Annotated in this window: 13 protein-coding genes; 7 read left to right on the top strand and 6 right to left on the bottom strand. The window is 42.3% G+C overall.

Annotation, left to right across the window (positions count from 1 at the left end; genetic code table 11):
* Positions 1 to 89: 89 nt before the first annotated feature.
* Entirely contained in the window at positions 90 to 1,286 is a 1,197-nt protein-coding gene (locus M1D81_RS09810) for a cytochrome P450 (protein ID WP_456267038.1), read from the bottom strand.
* A 470-nt stretch (positions 1,287 to 1,756) separates the two neighbouring features.
* On the opposite strand from M1D81_RS09810, the gene proC reads away from it, so the two are divergent.
* The 4 genes from proC to M1D81_RS09790 all read left to right on the top strand — a co-directional run bounded on the left by proC (position 1,757) and on the right by M1D81_RS09790 (position 5,972).
* Positions 1,757 to 2,554: a pyrroline-5-carboxylate reductase gene (gene proC / locus M1D81_RS09805; RefSeq protein WP_456267039.1), complete on the top strand. Its 798-nt coding sequence runs from the start codon at positions 1,757 to 1,759 to the stop codon at positions 2,552 to 2,554.
* 27 nt (positions 2,555 to 2,581) lie between these two features.
* Positions 2,582 to 3,700: a glutamate 5-kinase gene (proB, locus tag M1D81_RS09800; protein ID WP_456267040.1), complete on the top strand. Its 1,119-nt coding sequence runs from the start codon at positions 2,582 to 2,584 to the stop codon at positions 3,698 to 3,700.
* 18 nt (positions 3,701 to 3,718) lie between these two features.
* Positions 3,719 to 4,987 carry a glutamate-5-semialdehyde dehydrogenase gene (locus M1D81_RS09795; protein WP_456267041.1) on the top strand — a complete coding sequence of 423 codons (1,269 nt, stop codon included), beginning with the start codon at positions 3,719 to 3,721 and terminating at the stop codon, positions 4,985 to 4,987.
* A 208-nt stretch (positions 4,988 to 5,195) separates the two neighbouring features.
* Complete coding sequence (locus M1D81_RS09790; protein WP_456267042.1) at positions 5,196 to 5,972, top strand: MBL fold metallo-hydrolase; 777 nt, start codon at positions 5,196 to 5,198, stop codon at positions 5,970 to 5,972.
* Between the two features lie 60 nt (positions 5,973 to 6,032).
* On the opposite strand, the gene M1D81_RS09785 is transcribed toward M1D81_RS09790, so the two are convergent.
* Entirely contained in the window at positions 6,033 to 6,599 is a 567-nt protein-coding gene (locus M1D81_RS09785) for a GNAT family N-acetyltransferase (protein WP_456267043.1), read from the bottom strand.
* 87 nt (positions 6,600 to 6,686) lie between these two features.
* On the opposite strand from M1D81_RS09785, the gene M1D81_RS09780 reads away from it, so the two are divergent.
* Entirely contained in the window at positions 6,687 to 7,514 is an 828-nt protein-coding gene (locus M1D81_RS09780) for a MerR family transcriptional regulator (protein ID WP_025093145.1), read from the top strand.
* 50 nt (positions 7,515 to 7,564) lie between these two features.
* Here M1D81_RS09780 and M1D81_RS09775 read toward each other — a convergent pair whose 3' ends face one another.
* From M1D81_RS09775 to M1D81_RS09765, 3 genes are all read right to left on the bottom strand, one after another.
* The gene (locus tag M1D81_RS09775) at positions 7,565 to 9,394 is read right to left on the bottom strand and encodes an ABC transporter ATP-binding protein (RefSeq protein ID WP_456267044.1); all 1,830 of its coding nucleotides are present in this window, start codon (positions 9,392 to 9,394) and stop codon (positions 7,565 to 7,567) included.
* On the bottom strand, positions 9,387 to 11,123 hold the full coding sequence (locus tag M1D81_RS09770) for an ABC transporter ATP-binding protein (RefSeq protein WP_456267045.1): 1,737 nt from the start codon (positions 11,121 to 11,123) through the stop codon (positions 9,387 to 9,389). The genes M1D81_RS09775 and M1D81_RS09770 overlap by 8 nt, the downstream gene beginning before the upstream one ends.
* 94 nt (positions 11,124 to 11,217) lie before the next feature.
* Positions 11,218 to 12,120: a LysR family transcriptional regulator gene (locus M1D81_RS09765; protein ID WP_024422648.1), complete on the bottom strand. Its 903-nt coding sequence runs from the start codon at positions 12,118 to 12,120 to the stop codon at positions 11,218 to 11,220.
* A gap of 153 nt (positions 12,121 to 12,273) precedes the next feature.
* On the opposite strand from M1D81_RS09765, the gene gltB reads away from it, so the two are divergent.
* Positions 12,274 to 16,845, top strand: coding sequence for a glutamate synthase large subunit (gltB, locus tag M1D81_RS09760; RefSeq protein WP_456267046.1), 4,572 nt, complete (start codon positions 12,274 to 12,276; stop codon positions 16,843 to 16,845).
* A 16-nt stretch (positions 16,846 to 16,861) separates the two neighbouring features.
* Positions 16,862 to 18,346, top strand: coding sequence for a glutamate synthase small subunit (gene gltD, locus M1D81_RS09755; RefSeq protein ID WP_456267047.1), 1,485 nt, complete (start codon positions 16,862 to 16,864; stop codon positions 18,344 to 18,346).
* A gap of 60 nt (positions 18,347 to 18,406) precedes the next feature.
* Here gltD and M1D81_RS09750 read toward each other — a convergent pair whose 3' ends face one another.
* Positions 18,407 to 19,597, bottom strand: coding sequence for an MFS transporter (locus M1D81_RS09750; RefSeq protein ID WP_456267048.1), 1,191 nt, complete (start codon positions 19,595 to 19,597; stop codon positions 18,407 to 18,409).
* Between the last annotated feature and the right edge of the window lie 20 nt (positions 19,598 to 19,617).

Here is a 19,617-nt window from a genome sequence, read left to right as displayed (position 1 = left end):
GGACTTTATTTTAGCATGTTCGGAGGTGGAAGGTAAGAAAGAGATGATGAATTGAAGAAAATGAAAAAAAGCCCCTGAAAAAGGGACTTTTAAAAACGGGTGACTTGTACAGGAAATTCTTTTACCCCAAAAACAAACGTGCTTTGAATAGGTTTTAGCTCATCTGTAGCGCAGGTGATGTCTTGAAACGTATGGAGTAAAACGTCAAGCGCAATGTTGCTTTCAAGCCGGGCAAGCGGTGCACCGAGACAAAAGTGAATGCCAAACCCAAAGCTTATATGAGGATTTGATTTTCGGTCAAGGCGGAACGTATCTGGATCTTCAAACTTCTGTTCATCCCGATTTGCCGAAGCAACCCAGCTTATGAGGTAGTCTCCTTTTTCAATGCGTGCGCCTGCAATTTCAACATCTTCTGCGGCGATTCGGCCAATGGCTTGAACAGGGGGATAATACCGTAACGTTTCCTCAGTCAATTGAGGAATAAGAGAGGGGTCCTGCCGAACTGATTCAGCGATATGCGGCTGCTCTGTCAGCAGTCGTACGGCATTGGTTATTAAATTGGTCGTTGTCTCATTGCCTGCAACGAGTAGTAGAATACAAAAGCCAAGCAGTTCATTCTCCGTTAAACGCTCTCCATCGATTTCCGCTTGAATAAGAAGCGAGATCAAGTCATCGGCAGGTGTTTCTTTTCGTTTTTTGATCAAATGAGCAAAATAAACGGACAGCTCCTCTTCAGCGCGTTTCTGCATATCTACAACAGCCTGAATGGCTTCCTTTGATTCATCCTTAGCGCCTGCCACAAGGGCATCAGAATGTTTTTTAATCAGCGCTCTGTCCTGCACCTCTGCACCGAGAAGCTCAGCGATGATCATTACTGGCAGGGGAGCTGCTAAATCTTGCACAATATCAAACGTACGTTGATCCTTGACTTGATTTAATAGATCATGTGTCAGGTCTTTGATCTTATCTTCTAATTGTTTGATCGCTTTTGGGGTGAACGCTTTATTCACAAGCGCTCTCATCTTTGTATGTTTTGGAGGATCCATCGTTAAAATACTTGTTTTAGACGTGCTTCTTCCTCGCTGTGAAGAGAACACTTTAGGCTGCTTTAGAACAGACTGGATATCCGCATATCGAAAGAGATCCCAGCACTTTCTTGTCTCATCATATCTAATATCACTCTCTGCACGCAGCTCATTGTAAATTGGGAATGGGAAAAGAAGGTCATCGGTAGAACGGATTTCTTTCATTGGAATCACATTGACATAGTTTTCTTTCACTTTCATTATGAACGCTCCTTTTTCACATGATTTCTCTTTCACGGTATCACCAGTAAAATATCATTTCAACGGACATGTTTTCTAAAATATGTCAATAGTCTAATCGAAAGATTCAAGCACATTCACTATATAGGAAAATAGAAAGTCATTAAAATGAGAGCGCTTTCTGAAAAATAGAATTGAAGTCACCGAAACCAAAAATAAAATGGTGAATCCAGTCGAACGAAAGGGCCCTATGATTCAAATGATCATAGTTCTTTTGATCTAAATCGCTGTATTTGAAAAACACGGCTAACATACTTGCAGCAAGCTTCCGGCCATCCATTCGGGACTTTTGAAAAGCGCTGGCTCTTTCTTGACACGATTTCTCATCATGTTACGATTACTTACGTGCGAAAAACACGAACAAAAAGCGAACAAGGGAGAGGATCAATATCATTGATCAAAAGAAAGTTGCTTTCATTGGAGCAGGTTCTATGGCGGAAGGAATGATTGCAGGGATTGTGCGATCAGGACAGATGCCGCTAGACCAAATTTACGCCACAAACAGACAAAATCAACTTCGATTGAATGAACTAACGAAACGATACGGAATCCAAACAGCCGCAATGGATTCATTTCCTTTTGAAGAAATGGATATGTTGATCCTGGCCATGAAGCCAAAGGATGCTGAAGCAGCCCTTGAATCATTAAAACCTCATATTCGGCCAGATCAAATCATCATGTCTGTCCTTGCAGGTGTTAAGCTATCGTATATTGAAGACATGCTGCACGAAGGCCAGCCTGTTATGAGGGTCATGCCAAATACATCAAGTACGATCGGGGCGTCAGCGACTGCTTTATCTGCTGGACGTTACGTGAAAAACGACCATATGAGCATAAGCCAGGCTCTTTTATCTGAAATGGGCGAAGTCTATACCATTCAGGAAGAGCAAATGGATATTTTCACTGGAATTGCTGGAAGCGGGCCCGCCTACTTTTATTTCTTAATGGAAAGAATCGAAGAAGCAGGAGAAGAGGCAGGTTTATCAAAGGAATTGTCTCGCCAAATTGGCGCGCAGACACTCCTCGGTGCGGCAAAAATGCTGCAAGAAACAGAGGAAAATCCTTCTGTCTTAAGAGAGAAAATTACGTCACCAAATGGAACAACTGCTGCAGGACTCAATGCATTAGATGATTTTGGCGGAGGAGAAGCGATCAAGCAGGCTGTCAAACATGCTGCCAATCGATCAAAAGAGATAAGCAATCAGCAAAAACAAAAAGTATCTATATAAATAGAGCTCAGGTACAGGAGTGATTAGGTGTACGCAGATAAAGAGAGAAAACGAATTGTTGTGAAAATTGGAAGCAGCTCTCTTACTAGCTTTCAAGGTGAGATTAGTTTGAAAAAACTAGAAAACCTCGTCAATCAAATTGTGAAACTCAAAGATGAAGGACACGAAGTCATTTTGGTTTCATCTGGTGCGGTTGCAGCTGGTTACCGAAAACTAGGATTTATTGATAGACCCAAAACACTGCCGGAAAAGCAGGCATCTGCCTCAATTGGGCAAGGGCTTTTAATGGAATCATATTCTACTTTATTTTTATCACACGGTTATATTGCCTCACAGCTCTTAATTACAAGAAGTGATTTTTCTGATGAAACGCGCTATCAAAATGTGCGTAACACAATGAACGTGTTATTAGATCGAGGCATCATCCCAATTATTAATGAAAATGATACAGTGACGATCAATCGGTTGAAGTTTGGAGACAACGATACATTGTCTGCAAAAGTAGCTGGACTCATTGATGCGGATTTCCTTGCCATTTTATCTGATATTGATGGCTTGTATGAAGATAATCCTCATACAAATCCAAACGCGAAGAGAATTCTTGAAGTGACAGACATCACAGAAGACATCGAAGCAGCTGCTGGAGACGCAGGCAGCAGCGTAGGTACAGGCGGAATGAAATCAAAGCTCGATGCGTTTAAAATATCAATGGCCGCAGGGATCAACGGCTTTTTAGGAAAAGCAGATACGCCTGCCATTTTAGACAAAGCCATCAATGGGACAGAGGACGGTACTTATTTTACCGCTGACGAAAATGTAGCGCCGCTCAATTATAAGAAGCAGTGGATTGCCTTTCATTCTGGACCAAAGGGTGAGATCGTGGTTCAAGAGAAAACACAGGAATTCCTTATGCACCGAGAGGGAAGCCTTGATTCTGATGGGATTGTCAACGTAAAAGGTTCGTTTAAAAAAGGCGATGTTGTCCGTATTTTAGATCAAGATGGAAGAGAAATAGGTCTTGGCATTGTGAATTATGCGTCAGATGAACTCGCACGTAAGAGTGATTTGTTACAAGATGAGATCGTGCATGTCGTCGATCTTGAAGCATTTGTTTGTCATTTAGATTTATCGATTCCAGTTTGTTAACCAAAAGGGAGGAATTCCATGACACTGACAGCTGAAGTTGTCACATCGGTCAAAGAAAAAGCGAAAAAAGCAAAGCATGTTTCAAAAAAACTAAGTTTACTTCAAACAGAGGAAAAGAATAACGCGCTTCTTAAAATGGCAGAAGCATTAGAGCAAAACAGCCGCTTTATTTTACAGGAGAATCAAAAAGATTTAAATGCCGGGAAAGAAAAAGGCTTCTCAGAGGCACTCTTGGATCGATTAATGTTAAATGAAGAAAGAATTCATGAGTTTGCTGAAAGTTTGCGGCTCGTGACGAGATTAACAGATCCTGTTGGAGAAATATTGGATGAATGGACTCTTGATAACGGCTTACACGTAAAAAGCCGAAGAGTACCGCTCGGTGTGATCGGGATGATCTATGAAGCGAGACCGAACGTCACTGTCGATGCAGCAGGCCTTGCCCTTAAGGCAGGCAACTCAGTGATTTTAAAAGGCGGTTCCTCCGCTATTTCTTCCAACAAAGCCATCGTCAGTGTAATCCATGAAGCATTGGATCAAACAAAGATTCCTCGTGATGCGGTGCAATTGATTGAACAAACAGATCGTTCATCGGTTCAGGCGATGTTTCAACTAAAAGAATGGATCGATGTGTTAATTCCGCGAGGCGGAGCTTCGTTAATCAAAACGGTGGTAGAAGAATCCACTATCCCAGTGCTTGAAACAGGGACAGGAAACTGTCATGTCTTTATTGATCAAACCGCGAATGTGAAAAAAGCCATTGAGATTGTGATCAATGCAAAAACGAATCGTCCGGCTGTATGTAATGCACTTGAGACGCTGCTCATTCATCGCGATTGGCTGAAAGAGAATGCAGCCTCATTAAATGAAGCTTTGCAGGAGCATCGTGTCACTGTACATGGCGACCAGGCAGCAGAGTCTTACTTCTCAAACGCGGTTCCTGCTGGGGAAGTGGATTGGACAGATGAGTATTTAAGTCTGGATCTTGCAGTAAAGGTAGTCGATTCAGTTGAGGAAGCCATCAGCCATATCGATCAGTACGGCACAAAACATTCAGAAGCGATCGTGACAGAAGATGAAAAAAATGCACTCACGTTTCTAAACGAAGTCGATGCAGCGGCTGTTTATCATAACGCATCGACTCGCTTTACAGACGGCGGTGCACTTGGCTATGGAGCTGAAATCGGCATCTCCACGCAAAAGCTGCACGCCAGAGGGCCAATGGGACTTCCTGCACTCACGACAACTAAGCTGCTTCTGTCTGGTGACGGTCAGATTAGAAGCTAGAAAGATTCAAGAAACACTACCTTTTTTATGAGGTAGTGTTTTTTAGTGAGTCTATACGAATGATTGAATATTTAAATCACAATCTATATATTTACTTTTAAAACTATAATTGGTAGTCTGGTTACAAATCTTGATTAACTATGGAGAATAGCAAGTTTCATTAGAGAATAAATCTAAAATTTAGCTGAGTTATAAAAGGAGAAATGAGATGGATTCACTTACATTTTACGGAACAAGCGATGCTCAAGGGGTACCTAGATTGTTATGCAAGTGTCCAGTTTGTAAATCGGGCTTACCAGACAATCAACGAACTAGACCGAGTTGTGAATTTCATTTAGGCAACAAGAGCTATCTTATCGATATTTCACCCGATTTCAAGATCCAGTTTCAAACTTATAATAATAGAACAATTCCTTCAGTTGTGTTTATAACTCATTCTCATAACGATCATATCGGTGGTTTAGGTGACTTTGCAGATTTATGCTTCTGGCATAATCAACAAGTACAAATAGTGAGTCCTCCAGATGTAATTAATCAGTTAAAGGAGCGATTTCCTTACTTAAACAATAGAAAAGGGCTAACTTTTGTAGGAACAACGAAATGGGTAAGTGATGGCAATAAAATTTCTTTTCATAAAGTAAATCATGGTCATAACGGTTCGTCTTATGGAATTTTAGTTCAAAAAATAAATGGATATAAATGGGCCTATTTATCTGATTCCTTTCAAGTAACTGATGAGCAATGGTTGCCTTTCTACCACCTTGATTCATTGATATTCGGGACTTCTTTCTGGAAAGAAAATCAGCCGCCCAATAAAAGGTCGGTTTATGATGTGAATGAAGCAATGGAGTTAAAACAAAAGTTACAACCGAAAAAAATGATCTTAACACACTTATCACATGACATAGACATCATTCAACGAGGTGAATACTTACCTGAGGATATGATGTTTGCATATGACGGTTTTAAAATAACGCTAGATTAATAAAAATCATAAAGTCGATCTTCGAATAGTAGAAGGATCGACTTTTTGGTTGAAAGGATCTCAATTATTTGTTATTGGTTTCATGACCTTCTCAAATTTAAAAAATTCAAATTCCTCTGGTGCTAAAGGTTCATTGCCTTGATGTGCTTCATGAGGTGCGTTTGGATCTGGATGGTGTAAGTGATAAAATTCAACGATTTGAAAGCCGCACTTATTGACATAAAAATGAATGTTGCGTTTTTCAAAGTATGGAGTCACAACCTCCCATACAATCGTTTCTGGATATTGCGCCTCGATGGCTTTCCATGCTGCCTGACCAATGCCCTGGCCGTGAAAGGATGATGAAATGTATAGCAAATCAACCGAGTTGTGATGTGTCTCTTGGTTGATTTTGATCACAACGCCTCCTGCCTTTTCACCATTTAGCATAATATGATAAACAATGTGTTCATTCGAATGAAAAGATTCATCAATCACTTCATCTGGAGGAATTGGTCCATCATGCGCATCGCCAAATGCATCGATCACACCAGCTGTAAAAGCTTTTTGGAGCTCTTTTTTCATTGAAGGGAAGTCCTCTTTATTTGCTTGTGCTAATGTTACTTCATGTTGAGTTATTTTGTTCATTTTTTTATCCTTTCCATGCGTAGTGATGTTTCTGGATGTTATAATAAAGGATGGAGTTACTCCATAGTCAAGAAAGGAGCCTTCATCATGATCAATGATGTGCAAAAAACGTTTTTTACTGGAGAATTTGCCAAGCTATTTGATGTCAAAAAAGATACGCTTCTGTATTATGATAAAATCGATTTATTTAAGCCGGCTGGTGTTCACGAAAATGGATACCGTTACTATACACTTGAGCAATTTGACCATTTTATTGCGATTCAATCCTTGCGGGCTGTTCAATTTCCGATCAAAGAGTTAAAACAATATTTCACAGAACCTTCCCGCGAGAGACTGCAAAGCCTAGCGGCCGACCAAATAAAAAAGGTCAAACAAGAGATTGAAAAGCTTCAAGACATCCAAGCTTTTCTTATGCGGGTGATGGAGACGACACATGAATTAGCAAATGTGAAAATAGGGGAGGTCCTGTTTCAAGAGCTGCCAGAAGAACCTGTTGTACTAAGTGCATCAAACCCGATCGACTTCAATACACCTGTAGAAGAAATATCACGTATTGTAGGGGAATTTTTAAAGGGAGTTGGCATAAAAGGGGCTGCGGCAAATGGTTCTGTCTTAAAAAAGGAGCAGTTCCGTAAGCGGCACTATCATCAGTCAGATCAGCTGTTCTGCCGAATGGATGGCCCGGGGGCAGTCAAAAAACCTGGCGGGCTCTATGCGGTGATGTATGATCAAGGAACATTTGATGAGATCGAATCTGCTTATTCGCATTTGTTAGATGAAATCGAGAAAGAGGGCATGATGCTGGATGGAGATGTATTTGAGGAGTATTTACTTCATTCGCTCATGTCTAAAGATGAAGCAGAGTATATAACGAAGCTCAGTGTAAAAGTGAAGAAGCGAGCAGATGACAATTGAAAAGAGGATAGACAGCATGTGACATGCGTGTCTATCCTCTTTTTTTAGTGTTATCCCACTTGATTTTCGGCAAATTGACTCATATATAAGTCTGCATAGAAGCCTTTTTGTTTTAAAAGTTCGTTGTGCGATCCTTTTTCAATGATGCTTCCATCCTTCATGACTAAAATAAGGTCTGCATCCTTAATCGTTGAAAGTCTGTGTGCAATCACGAAGCTCGTTCTGCCTTTCATCAATTCATTCATTGCTTTTTGAATATGCATCTCTGTCCGTGTATCCACACTGCTTGTCGCTTCATCTAATATCAAGATCTTTGGATCAGATAAAATGGCACGGGCGATGGTTAACAGCTGGCGCTGACCTTGAGACAGGTTGCCTGCATCTTCTGTTAACAGTGTGTCATATCCATCTGGAAGCGTGCGGATGAAATCATCTGCATAGGCATGTTTGGCGGCTTTGATGACATCCTCTTTGGAAACGTGCTGCCTGCCATAGGCAATGTTGTCGTAAATCGTTCCTTCAAAGAGCCATGTATCTTGAAGAACCATCGCAAATAATTCTCGTACTTGATGACGGCTGAGGTCAGTTGTTTTGACACCGCCAATGCGTATGGAGCCTTGATCTAATTCGTAAAAACGCATTAAAAGATTAATGATGGTCGTTTTTCCCGCGCCTGTTGGTCCGACAATGGCAACCGTCTGTCCTTCTTGCACATCTAAATTCAAATCTTTAATAATCGGATGATCTTTTTCATATCCGAATTGAACTTGTTCAAAGCTCACATCGCCTGAGAGTGATGCAAGATCAATTTCCGCATCTTCTTCGGTACTTTCTTCTTCCTCATCAAGGATTTCAAAGACCCTTTCAGCAGAAGCGATCGCCGATTGAACTAAGTTTGCGACGCTTGATGCTTGCACAAGCGGCTGAGACATTTGCTGTGTGTATTGGATAAACGCCTGCACATCCCCGACACGAATATTCCCGTTAATGACAAGAATCCCGCCGGCTACACTGACTGCCACATAACCAAGGTTCCCGATAAAGGTCATCATTGGCATCATTAAACCAGAAATGAACTGCGCTTTCCTTGAGGATTCATACAGCCTTTCGTTTAATTCATCAAATGTATCGATTGCTTTCTTTTCGTAGCCATACGCACGAACTGTCTGATGTCCTGTGAACATCTCATTGATATGTCCATTGATCGTGCCAAGCTCTTTTTGCTGCGCTTTAAAATGCTTTTGAGAAAATGACGTAATGCCGCGAATCGCAAACAGGCTGAGTGGCAGCGTCAAACAAACAAGCAACGTAAGCAGCGGACTGATGAAGAGCATCATGACGACAATCCCAATGACTGTAATCACAGATGTAATCACTTGGGTGAGCGCCTGCTGAAGCGATGTATTAATATTATCGATATCATTCATCACACGGCTTAGCGTGTCCCCGTGGGTTGTTTTATCAAAATAACGAAGGGGGAGACGTGTGAGCTTGTCATTTGCTTCCTGCCGTAATTCAGCAATGGTCTGTTGAGACACACCAGCCATGACATATTGCTGAACGAATGAAAAGAGGGAAGCAACGACGTACAGCGCGACAAGCAGCAATAAAATCCGTGAAATGACATCAAATTGAACGCCTGTTCCATTCGTAAAGCTGTCAAATAGGGAAGAGGTGGCATCCCCAAGCAGCTTTGGACTAATGACGTTAAAGACAGTTGAACCAATTGCTGCAATAAAGACGATGATCAGCTGAAATTTTCTTGGTTTTAAATAGCCTGTCAAACGAAGCAGTGTTTTCTTAAATTCCTTTGGTTTTGCGGCTGGCCCTTTAGGGTGGCCGCCTTTATGGCCCATGCCGGAAGACATTTTCTTACTCAACCTCGCTCACCTCCTGACCTTCCTGTGATGCAACAATCTCTTGATACACAAGATTGTCCTTTAATAATTGTTCATGTGTTCCGATACCTGCGATTTTCCCTTCATCAAGTACAATGATTTTATCACTATGCTTCACTGTACTGATTCGTTGAGCCACAATGATGAGGGCTGCATGAGCTTTTTCTGCTTCTAATGATGCCCGCAGCTTCGCATCTGTTTTGTAATCAAGTGCTGAAAAGCTATCGTCAAACAGATAGAATGATGGTTTTCGCACTAGCGCCCTTGCAATGGAAAGCCGCTGCTTTTGGCCGCCGGATAGATTGGAACCACCTTGATCAATTTCTGCATCGATTCCGCCATCTTTTTGCAAAACAAATTCTTCGGCCTGCGCAGTTCGCAGCGCCTGCCAGACGTCTTGATCGCTTGCATCCTGTTTGCCAAAGCGTACATTCTCGGCAATGGTTCCGCTGAATAAAACAGCTTTTTGAGAGACATAGCCCATTTGGTTTCTCAGTTTCTCCTGAGGCAGTTCTCTAATGTCTAGACCATCTAGTGTAATCCGGCCTTCTGACACTTCATAAAAGCGCGTCATCAGCTGGAGAAGCGTTGTTTTCCCAGAACCCGTACTTCCGATGATGGCTGTCGTTTCACCAGTTTTGGCTTCAAACGTGATACCTTGAACGGCCGGTTTCTCAGCATTTGAGTAATAAAATGACACATCCTCAAAGCGAATGGAATGGGCGGGCTCGTGAAGCTCAGTCATAGATTCTTCTTTATCTTTAATCTTTGGTTCCATGTTTAACACTTCATTCATGCGTTTAGCTGATGCTTGTGCTCTTGGGACCATAATAAAGCTCATCGACAGCATAATCAGTGCCATTAAAATCATCATCGCATATTGAATGAAGGCAATCAGATTCCCAACTTCCATTTCTCCGGCATCAATTCGGTTTGCACCAAGCCAGACAATACCGATATTCGTGAAGTTCATGATAATCAGCATAAATGGAAACAAGTAAGCCATTAATCGGTTGACTTTAAGACCAGTGTCTTTATAGGACGTGTTGGCTTCTTGGAATCGCTCCTTTTCATCATCCACACGGTTAAATGCACGAATGACGCGGATGCCTGAAAGAGATTCCCGCATAATTAAATTCAGCCGGTCTGTTTTTTTCTGAAGCTGGCCGAATAGCGGGATGGCTTTTCTTGACACCAAATAGATGAATCCGCCAAGAAGGGGAAGGGCTGCTAAAAAGATAAGAGACAGGACAGCATCCCTGGAAACAGCCAAAATAATTCCGCCCACAAGCATGAGCGGGGCCCGCGTCATCATTTGTAAAATCATGATCGTCACATCTTGGACTTGTTTCACATCATTTGTTGATCTAGTAATAAAGGAAGATGTGCCGATCTTTTGAAATTCTTCTAATGAAAATTGTTCGACATGCACAAACAGCTGTCTTCTCATATCACGGCCGAAGCCAAGTGCTGTCTTTGATGACAAGTAAGACTTCCAAATGGTGAGCAAAATGGCAAGTAAAGAACAAGCCACCATCCAGCCGCCAACCTTCCATATGTAAGCAATATCTCCCTGGACGATACCGACATCAACGATATCTGCTGTTAACGTCGGTAAATACAGCTGGAGCATACTGCTTAAAAAGGTGAGAATGACAATGGACACTACGGACAGCCGATACGGCTTTAAAAACGATAAAATTGATTTCATACGAATACCTTTCTTCCATATAGTCTTTTGTTCTGTAACCCATCATATACAAAGAGGGATTATTTCTACAAATGAAATGTCTTGTTTTAGTGAATTATTTATATTGTTCAATTTTAGAAAAGAAATCCTTCACAAACACATAAAAATCATGGGCAGAAGGAGACATTTCGCGCGTTTTAGATGCAATAATTCCAACCGTTCGTCTCACTTGAGGAAAATCGATCGGAATTTTCACTGTAAATCGCGGTGTTGTTTCATAAAAGGCGCTTTCGGGTAATAAGGTAACACCCATACCTGCCGAGACGAGACCTTTAATCGCATCCAAATCTTCTCCTTCAGATGAAATGGTAGGCTCATAGCCTGCCTGCTTGCAAGCATCAACCGCAATTTGTCTCAGCACATACCCTTCAGGAAATAACACGAAATGATCCCTTCTTAAATCACTTAAATGAATACTCCTTTGTCCGCTAAAGGGGTGGCTAACCGGTAAAAGGGCATATATGCTTTCGGAAAACAAAATATTTCCTTCTATTTGAGAATCGTTTGTCGGTACGGGTCCTAAAAAGGCGAGATCGATATCTCGATTTTTGACCGCTTCAATGAGAAATTTATAGGATCCTTGACGAAGTAAAAAATCGACCTCTGGATATTCTTGCTTAAAGGCGGAGATGACAGAAGGGAGCACTTGGCTTGCTAGACTTGTAGGAAAGCCAATATTCACCGTTCCTTTGTGCGGATCTAAGTATTCATCAATTTGCTCTTTCGCATAATCAATGGCTTTGAGTGCAGTTCTGACATGATCTAAAAATTGTCTGCCGATCTTCGTTAATTTGATATTTCGTCCTTCTCGTTCGAATAAGGCCACTCCAAGTTCTTCTTCTAAATTCGCAATCTGCCGGCTGATGGCAGATTGGGCAACATGTAAGTTTTCAGCCGCTTCTGACACGTGTTCACGGTCTGCGACTTCTACAAAATAACGTAACTGACGAAGCTCCATTTTTGCACTTCACACCCATCTATCTCAAAAAGAGATTGTTTTGATCTAAATTATATATTGTTTATATCAATTTGAAAACTTAAAATAAGTTACAGAGTTTGTGAGATTTTATTACTGTGAAAAAACGGATCTTTTAAACGGGGGAGAGAAACGATGACTTATAATCAACTACCACAACCACAAGGTCTCTACCGTCCTGAATTTGAACATGATGCATGTGGAATCGGACTGTACGCCCATTTAAAAGGGGAGGCGACACATAGCATCGTCAAAAAGGGATTACAAATGCTGTGCCAGCTTGATCATCGCGGCGGGCAAGGCAGTGATCCGTATACAGGTGATGGTGCCGGTTTAATGGTACAGCTGCCAGACGCTTTCTTTAGAAAGAACTGCAAAGAATTTGCACTTCCTGAAAAAGGCCGTTACGGGGTAGGAATGGTCTTCTTTTCAAAAGATGATGACGAAAAAACGCGTCAAGCCATCGAACAGAAAATCAACGGGTTCATTAAACAAGAAGGCCAAACATTAATTGGCTGGAGAACGGTTCCTGTCGATCCGGGAAAAATTGGTACTGTCGCAGCGAAGAGCTGTCCGGTTGTGAGACAGGTCTTTATCGGAGCAAACGACAACATCACAGATCGTTTGTCATTTGAAAGAAAATTATATGTCATCCGTAAACAGGCTGAGAACTGGGGAACAAGAGAGGAAAAGCAATTTTACTTTGTCAGTCTCTCGAGTCAAACCATCGTATACAAGGGGCTTTTAACATCAGATCAAGTTGATGCATTTTATCTTGATCTACAGGATGAAACATTTGTTTCTGCATTTTCACTTGTTCATTCAAGATTTAGTACAAATACATTTCCTACATGGGAAAGAGCCCATCCAAACCGTTACTTAATTCACAACGGAGAAATCAACACATTAAGAGGAAACATCAATTGGATGAGAGCAAGAGAACAACAATTCGTATCTGAAGCCTTCGGAGACGATTTAGACAAGATTTTGCCAGTGCTGAATGCAGACGGAAGTGATTCATCCATTTTAGACAATGCCTTTGAATTCTTTGTGCTTGCAGGCCGTGCACCTGCTCATACAGCAATGATGCTGATTCCTGAGCCTTGGACGGAAAACACGCACATGTCGAAAGAGAAACGGGCATTTTATGAATACCATAGTTCTCTCATGGAACCGTGGGATGGACCAACAGCCATTTCCTTTACGGACGGCAAACAAATCGGGGCGATCTTAGACCGAAACGGATTGAGACCGGCAAGATATTATGTCACGAATGATGATCATATCATTTTCTCTTCTGAGGTTGGCGTAATTGACACAAATGAAGAAGATGTGAAGTATAAAGATCGTCTTGAGCCTGGCAAAATGCTGCTCATTGATCTAGAAGAAGGACGAATTATTTCTGATGAAGAAGTGAAATCGACCATTGCGAATGAACTTCCTTATCAAAAATGGCTCGATGAAGAAATGGTCCACGTCAATCGCTCGGAAGAAAATTCAGAAAATTCTAGTATAATGGATGATTTATTGACGCGTCAGCGTGCGTTCCATTATACGTATGAAGACATTCAAAAGTATTTAATTCCTTTACTAGAGGAAGGCAAGGACCCAATCGGTTCAATGGGAAGTGACACACCGCTTGCTGTGTTATCAGATCGTGCGCAGTCTCTTTTTCATTATTTTAAGCAGCTGTTTGCACAAGTCACGAACCCGCCGATTGATGCTATTCGTGAGCAGCTCGTGACATCAACCATGACTTGGTTAGGTGCCGAAGGCGATATTTTACATCCGAATGAATATTCATGCCGAAGAATTAAACTTTATACACCGGTCTTAACGAGCGGGCAATTTAACGGCTTGAAAACGATTGTTCATAATGCCTTTAAAAGCAAAACCATTCATACACTTTTCACCGATGATTTAAAGCGCGGGCTGGATGCGATGTTTGAAGAGGCAGAAAAAGCGATCAGAGAAGGTGTCTCTTTATTAATCCTTTCAGATCGTGAAATGACAGAAGAAAAAGTACCGATTCCACCACTTCTTGCGCTAAGTGCACTTCATCAGCACCTTGTGCGTCAAGGTCTACGGACAAAGGTCAGTTTGATCGTTGAATCTGGAGAGGTGAGAGAGGTTCATCATTTTGCCGCACTGATTGGCTACGGCGCAGATGCGATTCACCCTTACCTTGTCTATGAAACGTACAAACAGCTGATTGCAGACGAAGCGATTTCGATCAGCTTTGATGAAGCTGTTACAAAGTTTGGTAAAAGCGTGACAGAAGGTGTCGTCAAAGTCATGTCCAAAGTGGGAATTTCTACTGTGCAAAGCTATAGAGGCGCGCAAATCTTTGAAGCAGTCGGGATTAGTGAAGACGTCATTCAAGCGTATTTCACAGGAACAGCTTCTCAGCTTGGCGGGATTGATCTTGAGACCATTGCTCATGAGGCGAAACTTCGCCATGAAGCAGGGTATCAAGCAGCAGCTGACCAGACACTTGAATCAGGCAGTGAATTCCAGTGGAGAAAAAATGGAGAGCATCATGCCTTTAATCCAAAAACGATCCATACGCTCCAATGGGCATGCCGTAATGAAGATTACGATCTATTTAAACAATATACAAAAGCAGCGGATGAAGAAAGAATCGGCTTCCTCAGAAACTTGTTTGCATTTCAGCCAAAACAAAAGCCAGTTCGTCTGGAAGAGGTTGAATCTGCTGAATCCATTGTGCGCCGCTTTAAGACAGGGGCCATGTCATTTGGATCTTTAAGTAAAGAAGCGCATGAGGCACTTGCGATTGCGATGAACCGAATTGGCGGTAAAAGTAACAGCGGAGAAGGCGGAGAAGATCCTGCCCGCTTTACAGTAGATGAACAAGGTAATGACCGCAGAAGTGCAATTAAACAAATCGCTTCTGGCCGATTTGGTGTGAAAAGTCATTACTTGGTCAATGCAGATGAACTGCAAATTAAAATGGCGCAAGGAGCAAAACCTGGAGAAGGCGGACAGCTGCCAGGAAATAAAGTGTATCCTTGGGTGGCTGATGTACGTGGTTCTACGCCAGGTGTCGGATTGATTTCACCACCGCCGCATCATGATATTTATTCCATTGAGGATTTGGCACAGCTGATTCATGATTTGAAAAACGCGAACCGTGATGCACGCATCAGTGTCAAGCTTGTATCTAAAGCCGGCGTTGGCACGATTGCAGCAGGTGTAGCAAAAGGAACTGCGGACGTCATTGTCATCAGCGGTTATGATGGCGGTACAGGAGCTTCACCGAAAACGAGTATTAAACACACAGGGCTTCCTTGGGAGCTTGGATTGGCAGAAGCGCATCAAACCCTTGTGTTAAATGGTCTTCGCGAGAGAGTCGTTCTTGAAACAGACGGAAAGTTAATGACTGGCCGCGACGTTGTGATGGCTGCGATTTTAGGAGCAGAAGAATACGGCTTTGCGACAGCTCCGCTTGTCGTGCTGGGCTGCGTCATGATGAGAGCATGTCATTTAGATACTTGCCCAGTTGGTGTTGCCACACAAAACCCAGAGCTTCGTGAAAAATTCATGGGTAACCCTGATCACATTGTGAACTTCATGATGTTTATTGCAGAGGAAGTAAGAGAAATCTTAGCAGAACTTGGCTTTACATCAATGGATGAATTAATCGGACGTACGGATGTCCTGGCGGTCAGTGAACGAGCAAAAGCTCACTGGAAAGCAGGTCAGCTAAACCTTGAAACACTGCTTTATCAGCCAGAAGGAGCGCGGACATTCAGAACACCGCAAAATCATAAAATTGACGAATCGCTGGATATGAATGAAATCCTTCCTTATGTGCAAGAAGCGCTGAATCATCAAACACCGGTTGATCTATCATTGAACATTCGCAATATTAACCGTGTGGCCGGAACCATTACTGGCAGTGAAGTGTCTAAGCGCTACGGGGAAGAGGGCTTGCCAGAGGATACGATCACACTCAGATTCACTGGTTCAGCTGGACAAAGCTTTGGCGCATTTGTGCCAAAGGGCATGTCTCTCTATTTAACAGGTGATTCAAATGACTATATCGGCAAAGGACTCTCAGGAGGCAAAATTGCTGTCAAAACGTCTGATCATTTTGTACAAAATGGACATGAAAACGTCATTGTAGGAAACGTTGCATTTTACGGCGCAACTAGCGGAAAAGCTTATATTAACGGGCGTGCTGGTGAACGATTTGCTGTTCGTAATTCAGGTGTACATGTGGTTGTTGAAGGAATTGGAGATCACGGCTGTGAATACATGACTGGCGGACGTGTCGTTATTTTAGGAGACGTTGGGAAAAACTTTGGTGCAGGTATGTCTGGCGGTGTGGCTTACATCCATACATCGGATGCAAAACAGTTCAAAAGAATGTGCAATATGGAAATGATCATGTTTGAAAAGCTCACAGATCATGAAGAAGAACTAGAAGTAAAGCAAATGATCAAGGAACACCTTGATTATACAAACAGCTCAAAAGCAGCAGCACTTCTTGAAAACTGGGAGCAAGAAAAGGATCAATTCATCAAAGTCATTCCGAGAAATTACAAAATGATGCTTCAAAGTATTGAAGAACAAAAACAAGCGGGCCTCAGTCATGATGAAGCGGTGATGTTTGCCTTTGAAGCAAACACAAAACCAAAAAATCAAGAAACGGCAAACGGGCAAAAAGCAGCCCTCGCTCATTAAGAAAGGGGAGAGGACAATGGGCAAAGCAACAGGTTTTATGGATTATAAAAGAGAAAAGCCAAATGAACGTGACCCTCTCGCTCGTCAAAATGACTGGAAAGAATATTCAGCTCCTTATACAGATGACGTATTGAAGAAGCAGGGCGCTAGATGTATGGATTGCGGAACACCGTTTTGTCAAATTGGGATGGAGATCAGGGGCGGCGTGTCTGGCTGCCCGATCTACAATTTAATTCCAGAATGGAATGATCTTGTTTATCGAGGGAGATGGAAGGAAGCACTCGAAAGACTGCAAAAAACAAATAATTTCCCAGAGTTTACTGGGAGAGTATGTCCTGCACCTTGTGAAGGGTCATGTACAGTCGCTATCAATGATCCGGCTGTTTCGATTAAAAATATCGAACGCACGATCATTGATAAAGGTTTTGAAAATGGATGGATCACACCAAGAATCCCTTCAAACCGTACAGGGAAGAAAATTGCCATTGTCGGCTCAGGACCAGCAGGACTTGCAAGTGCTGATCAATTAAACCAAGCAGGACACGCTGTAACAGTGTTCGAGCGTTCTGACCGCCTTGGCGGACTGCTGACATACGGGATTCCGAATATGAAGCTCGACAAAGAAGTGGTCGAGCGAAGAGTCAAACTTCTAAGACAAGAAGGCATTGACTTTGTGACGAACACAGAAGTCGGCGTGGATATTACTGCTGATGAATTGAAAGAGCAGTTTGATGCAGTTATCCTTTGTACAGGCGCACAAAAGCAGCGTGATCTGTTGATTGAAGGCCGGGAAACAAAAGGGATTCACCTTGCGATGGATTATTTAACCCTCGCAACAAAAAGCATGCTTGATTCAGGATTTAAAGACAAAAACTTCATTGATGCAAAAGGAAAAGACGTGATTGTGATTGGCGGAGGAGACACAGGTGCAGACTGCGTTGCAACCGCACTTCGCCAAAAAGCAAAAAGTGTTGTTCAATTCGGGAAGCATCCAAAGCTACCGGATACACGTGTAGGGGATAACATGTGGCCAGAACAGCCTTATGTCTTCTCGCTGGATTATGCTTATGAAGAAGCACAGGCAAAATTCGGAGAAGATCCGCGTCAATATTCAATTCAAACCACAAAAATTGTGGCAGATAAAAATGGGAAATTAAAAGAGCTTCACACCATTCAAATGGAAAAGGTGAAAAACGAACAAGGGAAGTTTGAATTTCATGAGATTCCAGGGACAGAGAAGGTATGGCCTGCTCAGCTCCTCTTTATTGCAATTGGTTTTGAAGGAACTGAACAGCCGCTTGTGAAACACTTTGGCGTGGACAGCAAAAACAATCGCATTGACGCAAAATACGGGGAATATACAACAAATGTAGAAGGCGTATTTGCAGCGGGAGATGCAAGACGCGGGCAAAGCTTGATTGTCTGGGCAATTAATGAAGGCAGACAAGTGGCGCACGAGGTAGACCGTTATTTAATGGGGAGTTCGGTTCTGCCAAAATAGGTCAAACAAAGGGTGTTACAATATAAAGAAAAGCCATGACCAACGTGTGGTCATGGCTTTTTAGGTATGGTTGATCAACACTTTTTTACGTTTAAGCTGCGATACGACTAAACAGAGGAAGACAATCAGAACAAAAAGGGAAATGGTCAAAAAGCCAAACATATATGAGCCAGTCAATTCTTTTAAACTGCCAAGAATATTAGGTAAAAAGAATCCGCCAATGCCTCCAGCAGCCCCAACAATTCCGGTCACAATCCCAATTTCTTTATGAAATACTTGAGGCACCAGCTGAAAAACAGCGCCATTTCCCATCCCAAGGCACATCATCCCTACAAATAAAAGCGCAATGACCACAGGTAAAGCTGGAAGACTGCTCACTCCTCCTAAGCAGATGCCGATGATTCCGAATAATCCAAGCAGTACTTTCATTCCGCCTATTTTATCGGCAATGAGACCGCCCACAGGCCGAAAGAAGCTGCCTGCCGCCACACAAAGTGTCACAAAATCACCAGCATGAATCTTTGAAACCCCATATTGATCTACAAAGAAAATACTGAGGAAACTGGAAAGCCCGACAAATCCTCCGAATGTGATCGCATAAAGCAAACAGAAAAACCATGTCGATTTCACTTGAAATACTGAAAAGTACGATCGAATCGGCTGAGGAGCGGGCTGATTTGGTGCATCTTTTGCAGTGAAAATAAAAAACAAAAAGACAAGACTTAACGGAATCAAAGCGAGCCCCATTACGGCATGCCACCCGTAAATCTCCGCAAGTCTTGGACCAAATAAGGTGGAGATTAGTGTTCCACTATTCCCGGCGCCTGCAATCCCCATGGCTACTCCTTGTAAGTGAGGAGGATACCAGCGGCTTGCCATTGGCAAAGCAACAGCAAAACTTGCTCCTGCTACTCCAAGCAAAATCCCAATCAGTACGAGCTCTGAAAGGGTTGTACCAGCGATAAACCCCCAAATAAGCGGAATCGTCGTTAAAAGCATTCCTATCACTGCAGTCTTTTTAGGTCCTATTCGATCGGTGAATAAACCAAGCACAATCCGAAAAAAAGAACCAGATAGAATTGGAATGGCCACAATCATGCCTTTCTCTACGGTTGATAAAGCAAAATCTTGCGCAATAAAAGCACCCAGCGCCCCTAACAAAACCCAAATCATAAAGCTCACATCGAAATATAAAAAGGAACCAAACAATGTCTTAGGATGACCACTTGATTTTAATTCTGAGAGTTTCATAAAACGCCTCCTCTATTTTG

The sequence above is a fragment of the Bacillus sp. JZ105 genome, from assembly GCF_053903125.1.
This window is presented reverse-complemented; position numbering and strand designations above follow the sequence as displayed.